The organism is Mesorhizobium sp. P3_B5, from assembly GCF_056402815.1.
In genome coordinates this window covers 387011-407344 of sequence record NZ_JBFUGR010000001.1, presented here as the reverse complement: position 1 = coordinate 407344, position 20334 = coordinate 387011, and the positions used below count along the sequence as shown (strand labels likewise).

21 protein-coding genes and 2 tRNA genes are annotated in these 20334 nt (G+C 63.3%); 12 read left to right on the top strand and 11 right to left on the bottom strand.

Going from position 1 to position 20334, the window contains the following annotated elements:
* Positions 1-128: 128 nt before the first annotated feature.
* A tRNA-Arg gene (locus AC1DVW_RS02010) sits at positions 129-205 on the bottom strand.
* Between the two features lie 64 nt (positions 206-269).
* The gene (locus tag AC1DVW_RS02005) at positions 270-575 is read right to left on the bottom strand and encodes an ETC complex I subunit (RefSeq protein ID WP_477248127.1); all 306 of its coding nucleotides are present in this window, start codon (positions 573-575) and stop codon (positions 270-272) included.
* A gap of 151 nt (positions 576-726) precedes the next feature.
* Here AC1DVW_RS02005 and AC1DVW_RS02000 point away from each other — a divergent pair, with 151 nt between their 5' ends.
* From AC1DVW_RS02000 to AC1DVW_RS01975, 6 genes are all read left to right on the top strand, one after another.
* Complete coding sequence (locus AC1DVW_RS02000; protein ID WP_477321567.1) at positions 727-1932, top strand: flavin-containing monooxygenase; 1206 nt, start codon at positions 727-729, stop codon at positions 1930-1932.
* Between the two features lie 161 nt (positions 1933-2093).
* Complete coding sequence (locus AC1DVW_RS01995; protein WP_477320865.1) at positions 2094-3635, top strand: M20/M25/M40 family metallo-hydrolase; 1542 nt, start codon at positions 2094-2096, stop codon at positions 3633-3635.
* A 211-nt stretch (positions 3636-3846) separates the two neighbouring features.
* Positions 3847-6462: a bifunctional diguanylate cyclase/phosphodiesterase gene (locus tag AC1DVW_RS01990; RefSeq protein ID WP_477321565.1), complete on the top strand. Its 2616-nt coding sequence runs from the start codon at positions 3847-3849 to the stop codon at positions 6460-6462.
* A gap of 75 nt (positions 6463-6537) precedes the next feature.
* Positions 6538-6614: transfer RNA gene (locus tag AC1DVW_RS01985), tRNA-Pro, on the top strand.
* A gap of 270 nt (positions 6615-6884) precedes the next feature.
* Positions 6885-7199, top strand: a complete 315-nt coding sequence (locus AC1DVW_RS01980; RefSeq protein WP_477248133.1) for a hypothetical protein — start codon at positions 6885-6887, stop codon at positions 7197-7199.
* A gap of 161 nt (positions 7200-7360) precedes the next feature.
* Positions 7361-7627: a hypothetical protein gene (locus AC1DVW_RS01975; protein ID WP_477320864.1), complete on the top strand. Its 267-nt coding sequence runs from the start codon at positions 7361-7363 to the stop codon at positions 7625-7627.
* Positions 7628-7850: 223 nt separating this feature from the next.
* Here AC1DVW_RS01975 and AC1DVW_RS01970 read toward each other — a convergent pair whose 3' ends face one another.
* The 5 genes from AC1DVW_RS01970 to AC1DVW_RS01950 all read right to left on the bottom strand — a co-directional run bounded on the left by AC1DVW_RS01970 (position 7851) and on the right by AC1DVW_RS01950 (position 11020).
* Complete coding sequence (locus tag AC1DVW_RS01970) at positions 7851-8234, bottom strand: type II toxin-antitoxin system VapC family toxin (RefSeq protein ID WP_477320863.1); 384 nt, start codon at positions 8232-8234, stop codon at positions 7851-7853.
* Positions 8231-8488 carry a type II toxin-antitoxin system Phd/YefM family antitoxin gene (locus AC1DVW_RS01965; protein WP_477248139.1) on the bottom strand — a complete coding sequence of 86 codons (258 nt, stop codon included), beginning with the start codon at positions 8486-8488 and terminating at the stop codon, positions 8231-8233. The genes AC1DVW_RS01970 and AC1DVW_RS01965 overlap by 4 nt, the downstream gene beginning before the upstream one ends.
* A 96-nt stretch (positions 8489-8584) precedes the next feature.
* Positions 8585-9286 (bottom strand): DnaA regulatory inactivator HdaA, encoded by a 702-nt coding sequence (gene hdaA, locus AC1DVW_RS01960; protein WP_477320862.1) that lies wholly within the window; start codon positions 9284-9286, stop codon positions 8585-8587.
* 5 nt (positions 9287-9291) lie between these two features.
* Positions 9292-10491, bottom strand: coding sequence for an AI-2E family transporter (locus AC1DVW_RS01955; protein ID WP_477320861.1), 1200 nt, complete (start codon positions 10489-10491; stop codon positions 9292-9294).
* Positions 10463-11020 carry a CDP-alcohol phosphatidyltransferase family protein gene (locus AC1DVW_RS01950; protein WP_477321563.1) on the bottom strand — a complete coding sequence of 186 codons (558 nt, stop codon included), beginning with the start codon at positions 11018-11020 and terminating at the stop codon, positions 10463-10465. Before AC1DVW_RS01950 ends, AC1DVW_RS01955 begins: the two co-directional genes overlap by 29 nt.
* Positions 11021-11207: 187 nt before the next feature.
* Here AC1DVW_RS01950 and purM point away from each other — a divergent pair, with 187 nt between their 5' ends.
* The 6 genes from purM (at position 11208) to AC1DVW_RS01920 (ending at position 14505) form a co-directional block, all read left to right on the top strand.
* Complete coding sequence (purM, locus tag AC1DVW_RS01945) at positions 11208-12287, top strand: phosphoribosylformylglycinamidine cyclo-ligase (RefSeq protein WP_477320860.1); 1080 nt, start codon at positions 11208-11210, stop codon at positions 12285-12287.
* Positions 12284-12991 carry a phosphoribosylglycinamide formyltransferase gene (purN, locus tag AC1DVW_RS01940; protein WP_477320859.1) on the top strand — a complete coding sequence of 236 codons (708 nt, stop codon included), beginning with the start codon at positions 12284-12286 and terminating at the stop codon, positions 12989-12991. Before purM ends, purN begins: the two co-directional genes overlap by 4 nt.
* Positions 12992-13066: 75 nt before the next feature.
* A complete protein-coding gene (locus tag AC1DVW_RS01935) occupies positions 13067-13354 on the top strand; it encodes a type II toxin-antitoxin system ParD family antitoxin (RefSeq protein WP_477320858.1) in 288 nt (95 codons plus the stop codon).
* Positions 13347-13640, top strand: coding sequence for a type II toxin-antitoxin system RelE/ParE family toxin (locus AC1DVW_RS01930; protein ID WP_477320857.1), 294 nt, complete (start codon positions 13347-13349; stop codon positions 13638-13640). The genes AC1DVW_RS01935 and AC1DVW_RS01930 overlap by 8 nt, the downstream gene beginning before the upstream one ends.
* 16 nt (positions 13641-13656) lie before the next feature.
* On the top strand, positions 13657-13980 hold the full coding sequence (locus AC1DVW_RS01925) for a hypothetical protein (RefSeq protein WP_477320856.1): 324 nt from the start codon (positions 13657-13659) through the stop codon (positions 13978-13980).
* A 9-nt stretch (positions 13981-13989) separates the two neighbouring features.
* Positions 13990-14505: a SixA phosphatase family protein gene (locus AC1DVW_RS01920; RefSeq protein WP_477320855.1), complete on the top strand. Its 516-nt coding sequence runs from the start codon at positions 13990-13992 to the stop codon at positions 14503-14505.
* 128 nt (positions 14506-14633) lie between these two features.
* Here the strand turns inward: AC1DVW_RS01920 and AC1DVW_RS01915 are convergent, their stop codons facing one another.
* From AC1DVW_RS01915 to AC1DVW_RS01900, 4 genes are all read right to left on the bottom strand, one after another.
* Complete coding sequence (locus AC1DVW_RS01915; RefSeq protein WP_477320854.1) at positions 14634-14867, bottom strand: DUF680 domain-containing protein; 234 nt, start codon at positions 14865-14867, stop codon at positions 14634-14636.
* A gap of 349 nt (positions 14868-15216) precedes the next feature.
* Positions 15217-16002: a 4-hydroxy-tetrahydrodipicolinate reductase gene (dapB, locus tag AC1DVW_RS01910; protein WP_477320853.1), complete on the bottom strand. Its 786-nt coding sequence runs from the start codon at positions 16000-16002 to the stop codon at positions 15217-15219.
* 65 nt (positions 16003-16067) lie between these two features.
* Entirely contained in the window at positions 16068-18176 is a 2109-nt protein-coding gene (locus tag AC1DVW_RS01905; RefSeq protein WP_477320852.1) for a molybdopterin-containing oxidoreductase family protein, read from the bottom strand.
* Positions 18177-18412: 236 nt separating this feature from the next.
* Complete coding sequence (locus tag AC1DVW_RS01900) at positions 18413-20290, bottom strand: ABC-F family ATP-binding cassette domain-containing protein (RefSeq protein WP_477320851.1); 1878 nt, start codon at positions 20288-20290, stop codon at positions 18413-18415.
* Between the last annotated feature and the right edge of the window lie 44 nt (positions 20291-20334).

The window sequence follows — 20334 nt, the reverse complement described above, 5'->3', positions numbered from 1 at the left end:
ATTTCCGCTGGCGACCTGCCTTGCAAAGTAGCAGGCAGGAATGGCGCAGACGTCCACTTCGCACTCCGTGGAAAAGCGGAAGACGTTGGAACTTTTGAACGACGCCTGAGCCAAACCATTGAAATATATGGCGATCCCGACAGGATTCGAACCTGTGACCATCGGCTTAGAAGGCCGGTGCTCTATCCAGCTGAGCTACGGGACCACTGGGGCCGGCCCAGGGACCGGCTGATCTTTCCATTGGCGCTGGCGCTGCCCGGCGATGCCGGTCAATGCGTCCAGGGCGTCCTGCGGTCATAGCGGAAATTCTCCGCATAGGAAATCTGGCGGCGCTTGGTTTCCTTCGGCTCCTCGACGCGGAAGGCCAGCCCTTCCTTCTCGGCATAGGCCACCGCTTCTTCCCTGGTGTCGAAGGTCAGCCTGATCTGGCTTCTCATATCGCCGGAGGTCGTATAGCCCATCAGCGGGTCGATCTTCTTGCGCGATTCCGGATCGAATTCCAGCACCCAGTGGCCGGTCTTGGCCTTGCCGGACTGCATCGCGGTTTTGGCTGGGCTGAAAATGCGCGCTGACATGGGCACCTCGTTGCTGGGTCAAGGCGGCTGCGCCGCCTTGTTTCCGTCAATACTGTGCAATGGTCCCGGCGGCAAGGCTTTGCAACGGCGGCGCATCCCGCGCCTCCGCCAAGCGGCATCGGCCAGATACACTGGCGTGCCAATCAGGGCTATGCTGACGACGGTGACAGATACAGGCTTGGAATCAGGGATCTTGCACGTTCCTACCGGCCAGCAAGCGATTTTCGACGGCACGATCGTCATCGGCGCCGGCGGCGCCGGGCTGGCCGCTGCCCAAGCGTTAATCAAGGCCGGTGTGCCGACGGTGGTGCTGGAAAAGGAAACACGGCTGGCCGAGCCGTGGCACCGGCGGCACGAACATCTGCACCTGAACACGCATCGCGATCTCTCGGCGCTGCCCGGCGTCGCCTTTCCCGCCGACACCCCCGCCTTCCCGCACCGGACCGCCGTCATTCGCCATCTGAACGCGTTCAGCGCAATGCACCGACTGCCGGTCGAGTTCGGCGTCGCGGTCGAGGAGGTCGTCTTCGACGGCGACCACTGGTTGGTGCGAACCAGTGGCGGGTCGCGACTGGCACGCCACGTGGTGATCGCCACCGGGCGCGACCGGCAGCCGTTCATCCCGGCCTGGAAAGGCATGAGGGATTTTGCCGGGCGGATCATCCATTCGGCCGATTTCGGCGCGGCCGAGGACTATGCCGGCAGACAGGTACTGGTGGTCGGCGCCGGAAACTCCGGCTTCGACGCGCTCAATCACCTGGCGGGTGCCAACACCGCAAAGATCTGGCTGTCGGCGCGACACGGCCCCGCGCTCTTGCCCAAGCGCATCGGCCGGATCGCCGTCCACCGGTTCTCGCCGTTGCTGGCGCGCTTCCCGCTCAGGCTCGCCGATGCGGTGATTGCGGCGACGCAGCGGCTGGTCTTCGGCGATCTCAGGAAATTCGGCATGCCACCAGCACTTTCAGGCGGGGCGAGCCGCCTCACCTCGCATTACACCGCGATCGCCTCCGACGACGGCGCCGTCGACGCCATCAAGACCGGCAAGATCATCGTCGTGCCACAAATTCGGGAATTCACCCACGACGGTGTCGCTCTCGACAACGGCATGCTGATCCAACCCGATATCGTTATCGCCGCGACCGGCTACCGCACCGGGCTCGAGACCATGGTCGGCAAGCTCGGCGTGCTCGATGGCAAGGGCGTGCCGCTGTTCAACGGCGCCGACAGCAACCCGAAGCTGCCCGGCCTGTGGTTTACCGGCATGCGGCCGAGCATTCGCGGCTGTTTCGCCAACGCCGTGATCCAGGCGAAGGCGATCGCCGACCGGATCGGGCGCCTTGAACTTTTGCGGCTTTGACTTCAAACTTCACGAAAAGCCATTCAGGCTGGAGACGCAGCATCGACCAGGCCCGACGACTATCCAGCCACGCAAGGGACTGGGCCACGACACTGACCCTGCAGCAGAGCGTCACCGGAACGCCCGGCGAGGCCGCGTTCGGACCTTGGCTTGCTGAGAGATTGCGCAGCGATCCGGTCTTTGACGGCGCCGAGATCTGGACCATCCCTGTGGCCGACGGCGATCCGCGGCAATGCGTGGCGATGTTGATGCGCGGCAGCGGCCGCGGCACCGTCATTCTCACCGGCCACTATGACACCGTGTCGATCGACGACTATGGCGATCTGCGGCCGGTGGCGACCGATCCCAAGCGGCTGTTGGACGGCCTGCGGCAAAGACTGGCCGAGCGCGCCGATACGCCGGCAGCCTTGCGGGCCAAGGCCGACTTTTCGACGCAGGATTTCCTGCCGGGGCGCGGCCTGCTCGACATGAAGGCCGGTCTTGCCGCCGGGCTGGCGGCGAGTGCGGCGTTCTGCGAAGCCGTCACCAAGACCGGCAACGTCCTTTTCCTTGCCGTCCCGGATGAAGAGAACAATTCGGCCGGCGCGCGGCGTGCGGCACAGGAACTGCCGCGGATCGCCGGGGAACGCGACCTCGATTTCGTCGCCGCGATCAATCTCGATGCCATCGCCGATGACGGCGACGGCAGCCAGGGCCGCATCATCGCGCTCGGCACCGTCGGCAAGGTGCTGCCGACGGCTTGCGTCGTCGGCATTCCGACCCATAGCGGCTTTCCGCTGAACGGCGTCAACGCGGCAACGCTGGCCGCGGCAATCGCGGCGCGCGTCGAATGGGCCTCGGAATTGACCGATGCGCAAGCCTCCCTGCCGGGCACGCCGCCAAGCCTGCTCAGCATGCGCGACGGCAAGTCCGGCTATGACGTGACGACGCCGGCGACGGCGTTCGTTACCTTCAACGTGCTGAATTACCGCCGCACGCCGGCCGACGTGCTGGAGCGTTTCGACCGGCTCTGCCGAGAGGCAGCATCATCCCATCTCGACCAGTTGCGCCAGCGGATCGCCCAGTCCGGCCATGCCGGTGCCGCCAACGCGCTGGGTACGGCGATCCCGATCCATCGCTACGAACAGGTGGAAGCGGAGGCGGTGAGGGTCAATCCCGGCAACCGGGGAGAATTGCAGGCGACCGGCGTTGCGCTCGCCGCTGGCGGACTGTCGCTGCCCGAACAATGCCTAGTGATGACCGAGCAGGCGTGGCGCCTCAGCCAGCTGCCCGGCCCAGCTGTCGTCACCGGGTTCGGCTCAATCCCCTATTTGCCGACCAACCTGTCCGACAGTCCGGCCGCTGCAAGGCTGCGCGCCATTGCGTTGGAGATCGCCTCCACTGCTGAGGCCCGCTACGGCGTCGCGATCGGTTGCACAGACTATTTTGCCGGCATCTCCGACATGAGCTTCCTTGGCGAGGCGGACGAACGCGATATCGACGTTGTTGCCCGCAACACGCCGATGTGGCGGGCCGGCGTGCGTTGGCCAGACAAGAACGGGGTCGGCAACATTCCAACAATCAACGCCGGGCCATGGGGACGCGACTATCACACGCCGCTCGAACGGCTGCATGTCGGCTATGCGTTCGAAGTGCTGCCGCACTTGATCGGCGATCTTGTCGAAGCTCTGCTTGGGTCGGATGCGATATCGCCGATCCTTTAAGGACCAGGTACCGGCAATCAGGCTCAAACCCCCGCGGATGCATGCAAAACATCGATAATTGCATGTTTGCGCCGCAGGTCTCGAAATTTTCCAGGCGCTATGGCAAGTCAAAGTTAAGTAGTTCGGGCTAACGTGACTGCGGCCCTGTTCGGGCCTGGAGGCAAAACAGGTCGACGCGCAATTGACTGCTTTCAACACCAGCTTCGGCCGCATTCGTCAGGCCGTGTTTTCACCGGCCAACATTCCGGCGGTGATTGCTGTTGTGGTCATCGCGATCTGCGCCGCGTTTGCCGACCATCAAAATCGAGTTGTCGCAGAGCAGGCGGCGCGGGCTGATGTGCTGGCGCGGGTCAACCTTGTGCGAACCAAGCTCGAAGGCAATATCAGTGGCAGCCTGCACCTGGTCAGGGGCCTGGTCGCGACGATTGTGACCGAACCCTATATGGGCCAGCAGCGTTTCGCCCAGCTGGCCAGCAATGTGCTCAGCGAGGACACGTTGTTGCGCAACATCGCCGCCGCGCCGGATCTCGTGGTTTCCCTGATGTACCCGATGGCCGGCAACGAAAAGGCCATAGGTCTCGACTACCGCACCGATCCAAAGCAGCGCGAAGCCGCGCTCAGGGCGCGCGATGAGAAAACGCTGATCCTGGCCGGCCCGGTCGACCTCAAGCAGGGCGGCAAGGGCTTCATCGGGCGCTTTCCCGTCTTCGTCAAAGGGGCCGCCAACAGCGACCGTTTCTGGGGTATCGTTTCGGCGGTCATCGATGTCGACCGGCTTTACGAAGCCAGCGGCCTGCTCGACCCCGATCTCGGCCTCGACATCACCCTCACCGGCAAGGATGCGACCGGCGTTGCCGGCGCGCGCTTCTTCGGCGACGACAGCGTCGGCCAGGACAATCCGGTGACGGCCGACGTCATGCTTCCCTCCGGATCCTGGCAAATCGCGGCGATCCCCAAGGGCGGCTGGACGTCGATGGATGCCGAGGTCTGGTGGCTGCGCGCGGTGATGGGAGCGGCCGCGGCAGCGATGGTGATACCGATCCTTGTAGCAGGCCGGCTGGTCGGAGAGCGGCAGCGCAATTACTCCGAACTGCGGCGCCTGTCGCGACGCCTGGAACTGGCGATGGAAGCGTCTGCGATCGGCGTCTGGGAGCACGATATCGCCAGCGGCTCGTTGGTGTGGGACGACCGGGTCAACGAGATCTACGGCAAGGAACCAGACGGCAAGCCGCGCGGCTATGAGGACTGGGCCGGCGCCATCCATCCGCTCGATCTGCCCCGGGCCTTGGAAGATTTCGATCGCTCGGCCTCCACCAAAGGACCTTACTCGTCGGATTACCGGATCGTTCTTCCCAATGGCGAAATCCGCTATCTGCGCACCAGGGCAGCATTCTTCCAGGACGGCAACGACACGCCAAAGATGATCGGCGCCGAGTGGGACGTAACTGCCGATGTGCTGTTGAACCAAGACCTGGAACGGGCTCGGCAACTGGCGGAGACGCGCAACTCCGAGCTCGAACTCGCCAAGTCGCGCATCGAGCACAATGCGATGCACGATTCGCTGACCGGCCTGCCGAATCGGCGATTTCTGGACGAGATGCTGGAGAGCTTCTCCCGCAAGCCGGGTGATGGCCGTATCGCGCTGCTGCACATCGACCTCGACCGCTTCAAGCAGATCAACGACACGCTTGGCCATGCAGCCGGCGACGCGATGCTGATCCATGCCGCCGAAGTGCTGAGCGCCAATGTTCGCGATCATGATTTTGTCGCCCGCATCGGCGGCGACGAGTTCGTCGTGGTCAGCTGGAATTGCGACGACAAGGAACTCGCCCAGCTCGCCGAGCGGATCATCGCCGAGATGCGCCAGCCGGTTTACTATCAGGGGCACCAATGCCGCTTCGGCGTCAGCGTCGGCATTGCCACCGACGACGGCCCAAACCTCGTCGGCAAGGACCTGCTGGTCAATGCCGACATCGCGCTCTACCGGGCCAAGAGCAATGGCCGCAACCGCTATGAATTCTTCTCCAATGCCCTGCAAGAGAAGATCGTCAACACAAAGCGGGTTGCCGACGAGATTCTGGGCGGCCTCGAACGCCAGGAATTCGTCGCCTATTACCAGCTTCAGTTCGACGCAAGGACACTCGAGATCGCAGGCGTCGAGGCGCTGGCGCGCTGGAAACATCCGACAATGGGAATTCTGCCCCCGGACCACTTCCTGAGCATCGCCGAGGAACTGAACGTCGTCTCGACGATTGACAAGGTGGTGCTCGAGCAGGCGCTGGCCAGCTTCGACGAGTGGGCGATTGAGGGACTCCAGATCCCCCGTGTATCGGTCAACGTGTCGGCACGGCGGCTCCAGGACAAGGAACTGATCAAGGGCCTGCGCGACCTCAACATCAGGGCCGGAACCGTCTCCTTCGAACTCGTCGAATCGATCTTCCTCGATGAGAGTGACGATCTGGTGACCTGGAACATCGAGCAGATCAAGCATCTCGGCATCGACATCGAGATTGACGATTTCGGTACCGGCTATGCCTCCATAGTCAGCCTGCTCAAGCTGCGGCCACGGCGCCTGAAGATCGACCGCCAGCTGATCAGCCCGATTGTCGAATCCGAACAGCAAAGGCAGCTTGTCGCATCGATCATCGAGATCGGCAGGTCGCTTGGCATCGAGGTTGTCGCGGAAGGCGTCGAAACCATGGAGCATGTCCGTATCCTGCAGACGCTCGGCTGCGACATGCTGCAAGGCTACGCTTTCGGCGCCGCCATGGATTTGAAGACGCTCAAGGGATTTGTCCGGTCACGGCGATGGCGCGCGGCTGGCTAAAGCGCGTCGCGTTCGTTGCCGTTCGCGGTTTAGGGGTTGCACAGCCGCGCCCGGAACCTTATACGCCGCAAAGCTCGGAGTGTAGCGCAGCCTGGTAGCGCATCTGGTTTGGGACCAGAGGGTCGGGAGTTCGAATCTCTCCACTCCGACCATTCTTCCTCTCAGTGATACAAAGACCCATCGTGGCCGATAGCGCCATAGCGTTCGCCGTACGGGGCGCGGCCAGGAAAACCAACCCATTGGCTGACGCAAACGGCCGCCCGAAGGAGCGCGCCGGCATGGCGCATGGCAGTGCCGGTTTGCGGCTCCATGCGCGCCAGGAATGCGAACTTCACCAGGTCTTCGCCGGCTGAACTGCCGATTTGGTTTGGAACGCGAATTCATTCCGCGAGTTGTGTGTTGTTGGATCCAAGGAGTTAACAATGAAGAACCTGATACTCGCTTCCATGATCGCGTTTGCCGGATCGGCCGCTGTCCTGGCACCGACGCAAGCTGCCAGTGTGATCATCCAATCCGACGACGGCGATCAATATTTTCCCGACAATGGTGAAATACAAATTCGCCGTCATCACAATCGCCACATCGATTACAACGACAACAATGACAATTACGGCGACGACCAGAACAATGACTGGCAGTGGCAGCGCCAGCACCGACATCACCGGTGCCATATTGAGCTGATCAAGCACTGGCGCCATCATCACAGGGTGATCGAGGAGGTCAGGGTCTGCAATTGACCTGATCATTCGAGATTTGCTCCGGCCGGGCTTCGCTGGCCGGAGTGCCGCCTTGCGGCTGCGATTGAGCTCGCCCGGACCGAGCGCACCTGTGGCACCGACAATCCCCTCGCTTCCATCGCTGTCGCCGGTCTAGACTTCGGCAAAAGAGGGGATTCTGGATGCTTGGTCTTGAAGCGTGGCTGTCGCTGATTGGCCCTGCCTACTTCGCTTATTACGGTTTCACGATTCCGGTCATGGTCGTCTGGGCAATTGTCTGTGCCGCCCTGTGGATGTGGAACAACCGGCCAAGCAAGAGGCAGGACGGCAGCGCCGCCCTCTCACGGTTCGCCAGCCTGATGTTTTTTGTCGTCGTCGCCGTCTGCTATGTGGCGGCGCATACGGCGGCTTATCTGGTGGTCCAGCATCTGGCCGGGCTGTGGGCGTAGAGGGAGCGCCCTTTTACAGGACGCTCTGGCGACCACTCGATCTGAAGGCAAGCTCGCCGGGCGAGAACCCCAACAGCCTCATTCCCGACGAGCCTACTAACCTGATTTGGAACGCAATCAGGACCGGGGTTAGCCGGCAAGACGATAGCAGCAAGACGGATGCCAGCAATTACATCCCAAAATGGGACAGTGAAGCCATCCCGGGTGTCCTATCGGGGCCGTGTCAGAGCACGCTTTCTATATCGGTCTTCGAAAAATCGTCCCCGACATAGAGCAGGCGGCAGGCATGTTCCTTCGCCACCTCATAGGCAAAACAGTCGCCGAAGTTGAGCGCGGCCGGGTGAACACCCTTGCCCCATTGCGCATAGGCCTCGGCGATACGCCGCGCAGAAGCCGGCGTCACCGCCGCGACCTCAAAGCCCAGCCCCTCGATCAGGCTGGCCAGTTCCTGACCGACATCGCGCCTGGCTGCGACGATCAGCGCTTCGGCCACGGTGCCAGCTGAAATCAGAACATTGTCTTCGGCTTCCAGGGCAGCGATGCAGGCATCGGCCTGCGACTCGTCGAGGACGATCGCCATCAGGGCCGAGGTATCGACCGCGATCATTCGGGAAGGCCATGGTCGTTGTAGAGGAAATCCTGACTTCGCGCTGCAGATGGTCCCGCCTTTGCCTTGGCGGCGCCAGCTGCCCGCGCCGCCTCAAGCAAGGCACGGCGGCCCTTTCTGTTCGGCATCGGCTTGACCGGAACCAGCCGCACGGCGGCATGGCCGTGGCGCGTCAGGATCACTTCATCACCAGCCTCGGCACGACGCACCAGTTCGGTCAGCTGGCCTTTTGCATCGGTGACGGATACCTGCATTGGCTTCTCCTAACGGACCAGATAATGGTCCATAACTAGGAAACAAATAGACCATTCAATGGTCCATTGCAACCGAACGATGCGCGCAAGACAGCCCTAAATCTCGAACTCGCCCTGCCCTTCGTCCATGGCGCTGACGGTCTCGGCGGCCAGCGCCCTGGTGATCGGCGTCTTGCGCTCGAGGGCCGTGCGGTCCAACCGCTCGACCACGCGCATGGCGGTCGCCAACGAGCGCTCGATGCGGCGCACCAGATATTGCACGACATGCGGCTCGACCTCGACCTGGCGGTCGGCGAACAGTTTGGTGATGACGCCGGCCAGCAAGAGATCGTCGGGTTCGTGGATCTCGACCGTCGCCGCCGCCTTCAGCCGTGAGGCAAGGTCGGGCAGCGCAACGCCCCAGGCGGCGGGAAAGCGCCGTGCGGTCAACAAAAGCTGCGAGCCGGCGCCGCGCACCGCGTTGATCAAGTGGAACAATCCGGCTTCGTCGACCGGGCCGGCATCGACATCGTCGATCAGGGCCGGCCGCGCGCCAAGATTTGCCATGCAGTCGCCGATGCGCCGGGCGTCGACCCTCATCGCGCTGGCGCGGGCGCACCAGATCGAGGCCAGATGGGTCTTGCCGGAGCCCGCCGGGCCGGCCAGCACGACCACCGGCGAGGGCCAGTCCGGCCAGCGGTCGACCAGCACGACTGCTTGTTCATTGGTGCCGGAGGCGACGAGATCGTCGCGCGAATAGCCGGTGCCATGGCCGAGATCGAGCGGCAGTTGACGCGGCGTTTCGGATTGGTCCGCCATCAGGCTCAACCGCGCGGCCCGCCCCTGCGGCGGCTGGCCGGCAGCGGCGGAACAGGCTCGGTGCCGTGGCCCTTGTAGAGCGGCGATTCGAGATAGCGGGCAATGGCAAAGCGCACCAGCACGGCAATGGCGGCAGCGGCCGGCACGGCGATCAAAAGGCCGACGAAGCCGAACAGCGCGCCGAAGGCAAACAGCGCAAACATCAGCCACACCGGATGCAGGCCGACGCTTTTGCCAACCAGCCGGGGTTGCAAAATGTTGCCCTCGATGAACTGGCCGACAAAGAACACGCAAGCGACCGCCACCACCATGGTCCAGTCGGGCCAGAACTGGACGAAGGCGACGCCGACCGCCAGCACCAGCCCGGTCAACGAGCCGACATAAGGAATGAAGGAGATCAGCCCGGCGAACAGGCCGATGAGGATGCCGAAATTGAGACCCGTCAGCGTCAGGCCGGTGCCATACATGGCGCCCAGCACCAGGCAGAGCGTGCCCTGGCCGCGCACGAAACCGGCGGTGGCCGTGTTGATGTCCTTGGCGATGCCCCTGACGGTCTCGACATAGTCGCGCGGCACCCAGCTGTCGACGATCGCCACCATGCGGTCCCAGTCGAGCAGCATGTAGAAGGCAACGACCGGCGTGACCACGAACAGGCTGACCACCGAGACCAGCGCTACGCCGGAGGTCCAGATCGAGGTGAACACGGTGGTGAGCAGGCCGAAGCCGGAGGTCAGCAGCGAGTTCAGCCCGTCGCGCAGGCCGTTGGCGTTGACGCCGAATTTCTGTTCGATCCATTTCGGATCGAAAGAGGTGATCAGGCTCTGCAGCCGGGTCAGATATTCCGGCAGCTTGTTGGCGAAATCGGCCATCTGCGTCGCCAGCACCGGGATCAGAATGACGAAGGCCAGCACCAGGATGACGATGAAGGCGATGAGGATGACCACTGTCGCCATCAGCCTTGACAGGCCGAGCCGCTGCAGCCGGTCGGCCACGGGATCGAGGAAATAGGCCAGCACCATGCCGGCGACGAAGGGCAACAGGATGCTGGAGAAAACATAGAGGAACAGCGCCAGCAGGACGGCGCTGGCCAGCCAGAAGAAGATCTGGCGGCGAAACGCCAGCGACGCAGCTTCGCTGGCCACAGCCGCTTCAGCAGCCGCTTCGATGGATCCTTGGTCAGGTGCCCGGGGTGGAGCCTTCGCCATAGCCGCTCATATGCCTCAGCCAAGCCACGAGATAGGCCGCGGCCGAAGCCACGGTCAAGACCCCGGACAGGATTATGAGCGCCGGCCTGAGTGGGTCGAGGTGGACCGAAAGCGCGAGTTCGCCCAGCACCACCGCCGCCAGCACGATCTGGATGGCGGTGTTGGCCTTCGACACGAACAGCGGCTTCATCTCCACCGGGTGGGCCATGACGGTGGACAGAACGACGGCGCAGACGATCAGCCCGTCGCGCGACACCATGGTGACGACCAGCCACAGCGGCAGCTCGCCGATGAAGCCCATGACCACGAACACCGAGACCAGCAGGAGCTTGTCGGCCATCGGATCGAGATAGGCGCCAAGCTCGGAATGCTGGTTAAAACGGCGGGCAATGAAACCGTCGACGCCGTCGGAAATGCCGGCGACGAGAAAGCCGGCAAAGGCCCAGTCCCAGCGCATCTTCAACATGGCCAGCACCACCGCCGGCACCAGCACGAAGCGCATGATCGTGATCATGTTGGGGATGGTCAAACGCATGTCCCGTCAATTTTGTTTTACTGATACATGATGGAGACGGAGGATGCGTGCAAGGACCAAGGGCGCAGGGGCCGCTGTCCACGATTTTATCGAGGGCAAAAGACCGGCATTTGGCCGTTATCCTTGCAGACCGAAACTGTTCATGCGAAGAGCCCGCAAGGGAAACAGCGACGAGCCGGATATGACGAAGCGCGATACAGCCAAGCGCAAGAACGGGCTCACCTATGCCGAGGCGGGCGTCGACATCGATGCCGGCAATCTCATGGTCGAGAAGATCAAGCCGCTGGTGCGCGCCACGCGCCGGCCGGGCGCCGATGGCGAGATCGGCGGCTTTGGCGGCCTGTTCGATCTCAAGGCCGCCGGCTTCACCGACCCGGTACTGGTCGCGGCCAATGACGGCGTCGGCACCAAGCTGAAGATCGCCATCGACGCCGGCAAGCACGACACGATCGGCATCGACCTTGTCGCCATGTGCGTCAACGACATCGTCGTGCAGGGCGCCGAGCCGCTGTTCTTCCTCGACTATTTCGCCACCGGCAAGCTCGACCCCGACCAGGGGGCCTCGATCGTCGGCGGCATCGCCGAAGGCTGCCGGCAGGCCGGCTGCGCGCTGATCGGCGGCGAGACGGCGGAAATGCCCGGCATGTATCACGGCAACGACTACGACCTTGCCGGCTTTGCTGTGGGCGCCGCCGAACGCGGCCAGCTTCTGCCGACCGACGACATTGTCGAGGGCGACGTTTTGCTCGGCCTCGCCTCATCCGGCCTGCATTCCAACGGTTTTTCGCTAGTCCGCCGCATCGTCGGCGTCAGCGGCCTTGCCTGGAACGACCCGGCGCCTTTCAACGATGAGGCGACACTGGCCGAGGCGCTGCTTGAGCCGACGCGCATCTACGTCAAGTCGATCCTCAAGGCGATCCGCAACACGCATGGCATCAAGGCGCTGGCCCACATCACCGGCGGCGGCTTTCCCGAAAACATTCCGCGCGTGCTGCCGAAAGACTTTTCCGCCGAGCTCGACCTCGACGCGATAGAGGTGCCGGCGGTGTTCTCGTGGCTGGCCAAGACCGGCGGCGTGGCACCGGAAGAGATGATGCGCACCTTCAACTGCGGCATCGGTATGATCCTCGTCGTCACCTCCGGCCAGGCCGCACAAGTCGCCGCCGTGCTGCAAGAGGCCGGCGAAACGGTAACGCCGATCGGCCGCATTGTGCCGCGCCGTGATGCCGGCGTCATCTATCGGGGTTCGATCGGACTATGAACAAGAAACGCACCGTGGTGCTGATTTCGGGACGCGGTTCCAACATGACGGCGCTGATCGCGGCGGCCAGCGACCCGGCCTATCCCGCAGAGATCGTCGGCGTCATTTCCGACCGGGCCAATGCCGCCGGCCTCGGCATCGCGGCGGCCCGCAGCATCACCACCAAGGTCATCCAGCGCTCCGACTATGCCAGCAAGGAAGCCCATGACGGGGCAATCGACGCGGCCCTGGTCGGGTTCGGCGCCGAGATCGTGGCGTTGGCCGGCTACATGCGCATTTTGGGCGCACGTTTCGTCGAGAAGTGGCTGGGACGGATGGTCAACATCCACCCTGCCCTGCTGCCGGCCTTCAAGGGCCTGGATACGCATGCGCGGGCACTGCGCGCCGGCATCCGCATTCATGGCTGCACGGTGCATTTCGTCACGCTGGACATGGATGACGGCCCGATCATCGCCCAGGCGGCTGTGCCGGTAATGATCGGCGACAATGAGGATACGCTCGCCGCACGCGTGCTCAAGGCCGAGCACCGGCTCTATCCGCTGGCGCTGGGGCTGGTCGCCGAAGGCAAAGCGCGCATGGAAGGCGGCCGCACCGTGCTCGCCCACTTCGCCGACGACGCCGAAAACGGCACCTCGGTGGTGATGGCGCCCGACCCGCTGCGCGAAGAGCGCGATCTCGAGCAACTGGCGCGGATTACGCCCTGAGAGACCGACCCGAAACCTCCAAACTTGAAGATGGTAGCAAATATTGCTACCATCTTCAAGTTTGGAGACAGGTTGATGGCGACAGTCGAAAAAGTCAGCGTGGCGCTTTCCCCGGAACTGCTGGACATGGTCAAGGGCGCCGTGGCCAGCGGGCAATACGGGTCGGCAAGCGAAGTCATCCGCGAGGCGCTGCGGGAATGGCGGCTTCGACAGCCCTTGCGCGAAGCGGAAGCCGAGCGGCTGCGTAAAGCCTGGACGGAGGGGTTGGCGAGTGGTCCGTTTGCGCCTTTCGATATCGATGACATCAAGCTGAAAGCCCGCAGCCGGTTGACCGACGTCGCCAAAAAACAGCAGAATGACTGATATCCGCATCGTCCGCAGCCCGGCGGCCGAAAACGATCTAATCGAGATCTGGTTTGGCATCGCTCAGGACAGCCCGCTCGCTGCCGACCGCTTTTTGGACGCCATCGCGGAGCGCATCCTGCAGCTGGCAACCTTCCCTGAATCCGGCCCGCGAAGGCCGGATATCGGTGCCAAGGTGCGGGCGCTGACGATCGGCAACTATCTTGTGCTGTATCGCCTTGCCGACGAGCGTGTCGAGATCGTCCGCATCGTGCACGGCGCGCGCGACGTCTCAGCGCTATTTTGAAGAACCGAGCGGACCCGTGGACGTTTTCGACACCGCAATCCGGGCAAGAGGCGATCTGGCTGGCGTGTTCGAATATGACGAGACCGGAAATCAACAAAACGCCACAGCATATTTCTACCTTTACCAAAATCCGGCAGGCCCAGTCATCGATGCAATCCACATTCTATCTGGCCCTTGGGCCATCACCGAAGCGGACATTTCCGTCAGATGGGATAAGGATGAAAGGTGTGTAGGCCTGTTCATCTTTGATGCGCTCTGGGCGGCTTTCGATACGACGACGGATATGAAGCACGGTGGCGGGTATGGCAGAGACTTCCACCCCGACATCCCCTGGTCCTGAGTTTAATCGATGAAGCAGCTGCTCCTCCTGCGCCACGCCAAGTCGAGTTGGGACGATCCCGGTCTTGCCGATTTCGACAGGCCGCTGTCCGGGCGTGGGCTGAAGACGGCGCCACTGATCGGACGCGAACTGGCGAGACGCGACTGGCTGCCCGATCTGGCACTGGTGTCGTCAGCGCTGCGCACCCGCGACACATGGCGGCTGATGGCGGCCGAATTGCCGGCGAGAGTGCCTGCCGAATTTGTCGAGGCGCTTTACGAAGCGAGGGCGGCGGACATTCTCGTGGAACTGCGCAAGGCAAGTGCCGCGACCAACACCGTTCTGGTGGTCGGCCACAATCCCGGGCTGGAAGAATTCGCGCGGCGCCTTGCCGGTTCGCAATCGGATCGGTCGGCGCTGAACCGGCTTGCGGAAAAATTCCCGACCACGGCGCTGGCCCGTTTCGTCGTTGGCACCGACTGGACGGATCTCGCCTTTGGCGAGGCGCGGCTGTCGCATTGCCTCAGGCCGAAGGATTTGGCGTAGGCCGAAGGATCTGGGGTAGACTCTTCGATCTGGAGTGGTTCATGTCTGGATGGAACGAGGCATTGGCTGCAAAAAACAAGAGCGGCGGGCCAAGCCCGCCGCTCTTTGTGGTCGAAGATTTAGTGGAATCAACGGCCCCAGATGCCTCGGCCGGACTGCGCCGGAACATTGGGATTGGCGTCACCCTGTGCCTTTTCAGACTTCACAATCGAGCCGGTGAACGAGTGGTCGATGTAGGAAGAAGACAACTGGCTGGCAACCGGCTGGTTGGCATTGTTGTCGCCATAGTGGTCGCTGCCGTTGGCAAAAGCGGCGCCCGTGGCGACGAGGATGGCGGCGGCGGTAAGAGCGATCTTGGTCATTTTAAGTACTCCAGTATTTCTAATGTTCTGTCCGTCAAGTGGCGTGCCTTGGGAGGAATTCGCGTCGCTCGGACCACCCCGAGATGGGCCTGCTTTGGTGCCATTACCAATCACGAAAATGTGTGAACCGAACCGTTCGGTTCGATCTTGAAATTCGCTAAATGACGCTGCGGCCACAATTTTCTATTGAGATATCATGTAGTTAGGTTATAGCACTGGCTATATGACGCAGCCAATCGCCGGCCGTCGTTCACAGAACACGATACAGTGCGTCAACATAATCGAACCGAATGGTTCGATTTCATACAAGTGGCGCTGCGACCATGGCAACCTCGCGAGGGATTCGCGGTCAGCGTGCTGCCTTTTTGTTGAGCCCGAGCACGTCGCGCATGTCGTATTGGCCGGGCGGGCGGCCCGCCACCCAGAGGGCTGCAGCGATTGCGCCGTGGGCGAACATCGAGCGGTCGTCGGCTGAGTGCGAGAGTGTGAGCGTCTCGCCCTCGGCCAGCAGGCTGACGTTGTGCTCGCCGACGATGCCACCGCCGCGCATCACCGCAAAGCCGATCTCGCCAGTCGGGCGTGCACCAACAATGCCGTCGCGGGCTGGCCTGGCGGCGGCATCCAGTTTGACGCCGCGGCCCTTGGCGGCAGCCTCGCCCAGCATCAGCGCCGTGCCCGACGGCGCATCGATCTTCTGTCGGTGGTGTGCCTCAAAAATCTCGATGTCACAGGTCTGCGGATCGAGCGCCCTCGCCGCTTGCTCGACCAGCCCGACCAGCACGTTGAGCCCAAGCGAGAAACTGCCGGAGCGCACGATGGCGACGGTCTGCGAGGCAGCGGCAATAGCGGCCAATTCAGCGTCGTCGAAACCGGTCGAGCCGATCACCAGCGCCGGCCCGCCGCGCTCAGCGCAGACCCTGGCGAGCTCTGCCGACGCGGCCGGCGTGGTGAAGTCGACGACGACGTCGGCAAGGACAAGCGCCTCGTCTCGCCCGACCAGCCCCTCGCCGGTTGTGCCCGGCCGGTGGAAGCGGGCAGTGAGCGCCAGCCGCGCATCGGCCTCGACGGCTTCCACCATCTCCCGGCCCATGCGGCCGAGCGCGCCGGCGATGGCTATCTTGAGGGGTTGGGGCAACACGCCTCCGGTTTGGAAAGGTCGGGCTTAACCAACAAGATAGAAGCTAACCCTGCGAAGATGATTCAATCCAGCGCCTTGAGCCAGACCTTGTTGTCATGGAGTGCTGCACCGCCATAGGGCGCAGGCGCATCGGCGCCGGTCAGCACATTGATGCCTTCGCCGCGCTCATGGGCGCTGTTGGGCCAGATGCCTTCGGCGATGACGACGCCGCGCTTGATGCCGTCGAAGAATTTGGCGTGCAGCACCACTTCGCCGCGCGTGTTGCCGACTTCGACGCGGCCGCCATCGGCGAGGCCGAGTGCTGCCGCATCGTCGGGATGCAACAAAAGTTCCGGGCGGCCTTCCTTGGCCTTCGACACCGGCGTTTCGGCAAAGGTCGAGTTGAGGAAGTTGCGTGCCGGCGATGTCGTCAGCCGGAACGGGTGCGTCTCATCCGCCACCTCGATCAGGTCGACATGGTCGGGAAATTCCGGCAGTTGGTCGACCTGCCCGAACAGGCCCATGCTTTTCGGCGGCCGGTTGGGTGCCGCCTGCCCGGTCCAGTCGGCGCGGAAGCGGAACTTTCCGTCCGCATGGCCGAAACCATTGATGAAGTGCGCGGTGTCGAAATCCGGCTGCAGGTCGACCCACTTCTCTTCCTTCAAGCTGTCGAAGCTGCCCAGCCCGCGCTTGCCGAGAATGATGTCGATGTGCTGCTGCTCGGTCAGGCCGAAACCTGGCCGGTCGGCGACGCCAAGGCGTTTTCCCAGTTCCTCGATGACGAAATGGTTGGTGCGCGGCCCTTCCGGCGGGTCGATCAACTTCGGTCCGAGCGTGATGTGCTGGTTGCCGCCGCCCTTGTAGACGTCGTCATGCTCCAGAAACATCGTCGCCGGGAGCACGACATCGGCGAGTTTGGCCGTGTCGCTCATGAACTGCTCGTGCACGCAGGTGAAGAGATCGTCGCGCAGGAAACCTTGCTTCACCAGCCGCTGCTCGGGCGCGACATTGGCCGGATTGGTGTTCTGGATCAGCATCGCCGTCACCGGCGGGCCGCCATAGAGCGCGTCCGCAGCACCCGTCAACACCGGGCCGATCCGCGAATGGTCGAGATGGCGGATACTGGGATCGCGCATCTTCGTGCCTTCCAGCACGTCCTGGTTGAGCTTGAAGATGCCCGAATTGGAATGGAAGGCGCCGCCGCCTTCATACTGCCAGCAGCCGGTGACCGCGGCGATGCAGGACGCCGCGTGCATGTTGACCGACCCGTTGCGCTGGCGCGCAAAGCCATACCCGAGGCGGAAATAGGTTTTCTTGGTCGTGCCGACGAGGCGGGCGAAGGCCTCGATCTCGGCGACCGATAGCCCGGTGATGTCGGCGGCCCATTCGGGCGTCTTTGTCCTGAGATGCGCTTCCAACCCCTGAGGGTCGTCGGTGTATTTTTCGAGGTAGGCTCGGTCGGCCATCCCCTCCCTGAACAGCACATGCATGACCGCACAGGCCAGCGCGCCGTCGGTGCCGGGCTTCAGCACCAGGCCGAGATCGGCTTGCTTCATCGTCGCATTCTCGTAGACGTCGATGACGACGATCTTCGCGCCGCGTTCCTTGCGCGCCTTGATGGCATGGGTCATGACATTGACCTGCGTGACCACGGCATTGGTGCCCCAGATCACCACGCAGTCGGATTTGGCCATCTCACGCGGGTCGGGACCTCGCAGAGCGCCCGCCCCCACCATCCAGCCGGTCCAGGCCAGATTGGTGCAGATCGAGCCGAAGAAGCCGGAATACTTTTTCGCGTGCCGCAGCCGATCGATACCGTCACGCTGCACCAGCCCCATCGTGCCGGCATAGTAGTAAGGCCACACGGTCTCCGAGCCGTATTTTGCCTCAGCCGCAATGAATTTTTCGGCGACGAGGTCGAGGGCTGCCTCCCAGCTCGCTTCCTTCCAGGCGCCCTCGCCCTTGGCGCCGGCGCGGATCAGCGGCTTCAGCAGCCGGTCGGGATGGTGGACGCGGTCGGCATAACGGGCGACCTTGGCGCAGATGACGCCTGCGGTGTACGTGTTGGCCTTGGCGCCATGGACGCGACCGATGCGCTTGTCGTCGATGAGTTCGACCTCGAGCGCGCAGGTCGACGGGCAGTCATGCGGACAGGCCGAATGGCCGATTCTGAGCTTGGCGTGCTGGTTCATGGGAGCAAACTAGCCGGTTGCGATGGCGGCGTGTAGGGCCACATGATTAGCCAATCTCCCCCCAAGTGGGGGAGATGTCCGGCAGGACAGAGGGGCGCGAAGGATCGCCAACCTTTGGTGACCGTCCTCGACCCGAAACTGACTATGGCTGGTGCGGATGGCTGACAGGCTGGCGGGACAGCGCCCCCCTCTGCCCTGCCGGGCATCTCCCCCACAAGGGGGGAGATTGCGCTCCCCTACTCCGCCGTACCTTCCTCATACTCCGCCGACATCGACAGCCATTTTTCCTCATGGCCGGCCAGCGTCTGGGCCAGTTGCGAGCGCTCTTTGGCCAGCCGCGTCGCGGTCGACGGGTCCTTTTCATAGACTGCCGGATTGGAAAGCTCGTCCTCGATGCCGTCGATGCGCTTGCGGATGCGGTCCATCAGCGCCTCGGTGGCGCGGATTTCCTTGGCCAGCGGCTCGAAGGCGGCGCGCCGTGCCGCTGCATCGCGGCGGCGGTCGGCTTTTGACGCCTTGTCGGCCTCGCGCTTGCCGCGGCGGTCGCCGGACACACCGGTGACCAGCGTCTTGTAGTCTTCGAGATCGCCGTCATAAGGATTGACCGCGCCATCCTTGACCAGCCACAGCCGGTCGGCCGTCGCTTCGAGCAGATGGCGGTCGTGCGAGATCAGGATCACGGCGCCGGGGAATTCGTTCAGCGCATGGATCAACGATTCGCGGCTGTCGATGTCGAGATGGTTGGTCGGCTCGTCGAGAATGAACAGGTTCGGCCCCTCGAAGGCCGACAGGCCCATCAACAGCCGCGCCTTCTCACCGCCGGAAAGATCCTTGGCGGCGGTGTTCATCTTCTCGGTCGTCAGTCCGAACTGGGCGACGCGGCCGCGCACCTTGGATTCCGGCGCCTCCGGCATCAGCCGGCGGACATGCTCGTAGGCATTTTCTTCAGGGCGGAGATCGTCGAGCTGGTGCTGGGCGAAGATCGCCACTTTCAGCCCGGGCGCCACCGTCATGGTGCCGCTCTCCTGCTTCAGCCGGCCGGACAGCAATTTGGCGAAGGTCGACTTGCCGTTGCCATTGGCGCCAAGCAGCGCGATGCGGTCGTCGGCGTCGATGCGCAGCGTCATCTTCTTCAGGATCGGCTGGCCTTCGGTATAGCCGACATTGACATTGTTCAGCGCCACGATCGGCGAGGCCACGGTCTTCACCGGCTCGGGGAAGGAGAACGGCCGCACGGTGTCGTTCACGATTGCCGCGATCGGCTTCATCTTCTCCAGCGCCTTGATGCGTGACTGCGCCTGCCTGGCCTTCGAAGCCTTGGCGCGGAAGCGCTCGACGAAGGACTCCATATGCTTGCGCGCGGCTTCCTGCTTGACGCGGCCCTTTTCCTGCAACTCACGCTGCTCGGTGTACTGGCGCTCGAACTGGTCGTAGCCGCCGCGCCAGAAGGTCAGCTTCTTCTGGTCGAGATGGACGATCGAGTTGACGGCGCGGTTGAGCAGGTCACGGTCGTGCGAGATCAGCAAGACTGTGTGCGGGTATTTCGAAACATAGTTTTCCAGCCACAGCGTGCCTTCGAGGTCGAGATAGTTGGTCGGCTCGTCGAGCAGCAAAAGGTCGGGCTCGGAAAACAGCACCGCCGCGAGTGCCACGCGCATGCGCCAGCCGCCGGAGAAGGACGAGGCCGGGCGCCGCTGCGCCGCATCGTCAAAGCCGAGACCGGCGAGAATGGTGGCGGCGCGCGACTCGGCCGAGTGCGCGTCGATATCGGCCAATCGCATGTGGATGTCGGCGATGCGGTGCGGGTCGGTGGCGGTCTTTTCCTCTTCGAGCAGAGCCGAGCGTTCAAGGTCAGCCTTGAGCACGATCTCGATCAGCGGATCCTCAGTGCCCGGCGCCTCCTGCGCCACCTGGCCGATGCGGGTGTTCTTGGGCAGGCTGATCGAACCGGTCTCGGAAGCGAGGTCGTCGGTGATGGCCTTGAACAGCGTCGTCTTGCCGGTGCCGTTGCGGCCGACAAGCCCGGCCTTGGTGCCGGCCGGCAGGGTCAGCGAGGCATGGTCGAGAAGCAGGCGTCCGGCCATGCGGAGCGAAAGGTCTGAAATAACAAGCATAGCGGCGCTTTTGCACGGGAGATCGGCGCTTCGCAAGGCCTTGC

Bases quoted from the DNA above. Each gene is read 5' to 3' on its own strand.
- AC1DVW_RS02005 (WP_477248127.1), bottom strand. From the start codon at position 575: ATGTCAGCGCGCATTTTCAGCCCAGCCAAAACCGCGATGCAGTCCGGC.
- AC1DVW_RS02000 (WP_477321567.1), top strand. From the start codon at position 727: ATGCTGACGACGGTGACAGATACAGGCTTGGAATCAGGGATCTTGCAC.
- AC1DVW_RS01980 (WP_477248133.1), top strand. From the start codon at position 6,885: ATGAAGAACCTGATACTCGCTTCCATGATCGCGTTTGCCGGATCGGCC.
- AC1DVW_RS01975 (WP_477320864.1), top strand. From the start codon at position 7,361: ATGCTTGGTCTTGAAGCGTGGCTGTCGCTGATTGGCCCTGCCTACTTC.
- AC1DVW_RS01970 (WP_477320863.1), bottom strand. From the start codon at position 8,234: ATGATCGCGGTCGATACCTCGGCCCTGATGGCGATCGTCCTCGACGAG.
- AC1DVW_RS01965 (WP_477248139.1), bottom strand. From the start codon at position 8,488: ATGCAGGTATCCGTCACCGATGCAAAAGGCCAGCTGACCGAACTGGTG.
- hdaA (WP_477320862.1), bottom strand. From the start codon at position 9,286: ATGGCGGACCAATCCGAAACGCCGCGTCAACTGCCGCTCGATCTCGGC.
- AC1DVW_RS01955 (WP_477320861.1), bottom strand. From the start codon at position 10,491: ATGGCGAAGGCTCCACCCCGGGCACCTGACCAAGGATCCATCGAAGCG.
- purM (WP_477320860.1), top strand. From the start codon at position 11,208: ATGACGAAGCGCGATACAGCCAAGCGCAAGAACGGGCTCACCTATGCC.
- purN (WP_477320859.1), top strand. From the start codon at position 12,284: ATGAACAAGAAACGCACCGTGGTGCTGATTTCGGGACGCGGTTCCAAC.
- AC1DVW_RS01935 (WP_477320858.1), top strand. From the start codon at position 13,067: ATGGCGACAGTCGAAAAAGTCAGCGTGGCGCTTTCCCCGGAACTGCTG.
- AC1DVW_RS01930 (WP_477320857.1), top strand. From the start codon at position 13,347: ATGACTGATATCCGCATCGTCCGCAGCCCGGCGGCCGAAAACGATCTA.
- AC1DVW_RS01920 (WP_477320855.1), top strand. From the start codon at position 13,990: ATGAAGCAGCTGCTCCTCCTGCGCCACGCCAAGTCGAGTTGGGACGAT.
- AC1DVW_RS01915 (WP_477320854.1), bottom strand. From the start codon at position 14,867: ATGACCAAGATCGCTCTTACCGCCGCCGCCATCCTCGTCGCCACGGGC.
- AC1DVW_RS01905 (WP_477320852.1), bottom strand. From the start codon at position 18,176: ATGAACCAGCACGCCAAGCTCAGAATCGGCCATTCGGCCTGTCCGCAT.
- AC1DVW_RS01900 (WP_477320851.1), bottom strand. From the start codon at position 20,290: ATGCTTGTTATTTCAGACCTTTCGCTCCGCATGGCCGGACGCCTGCTT.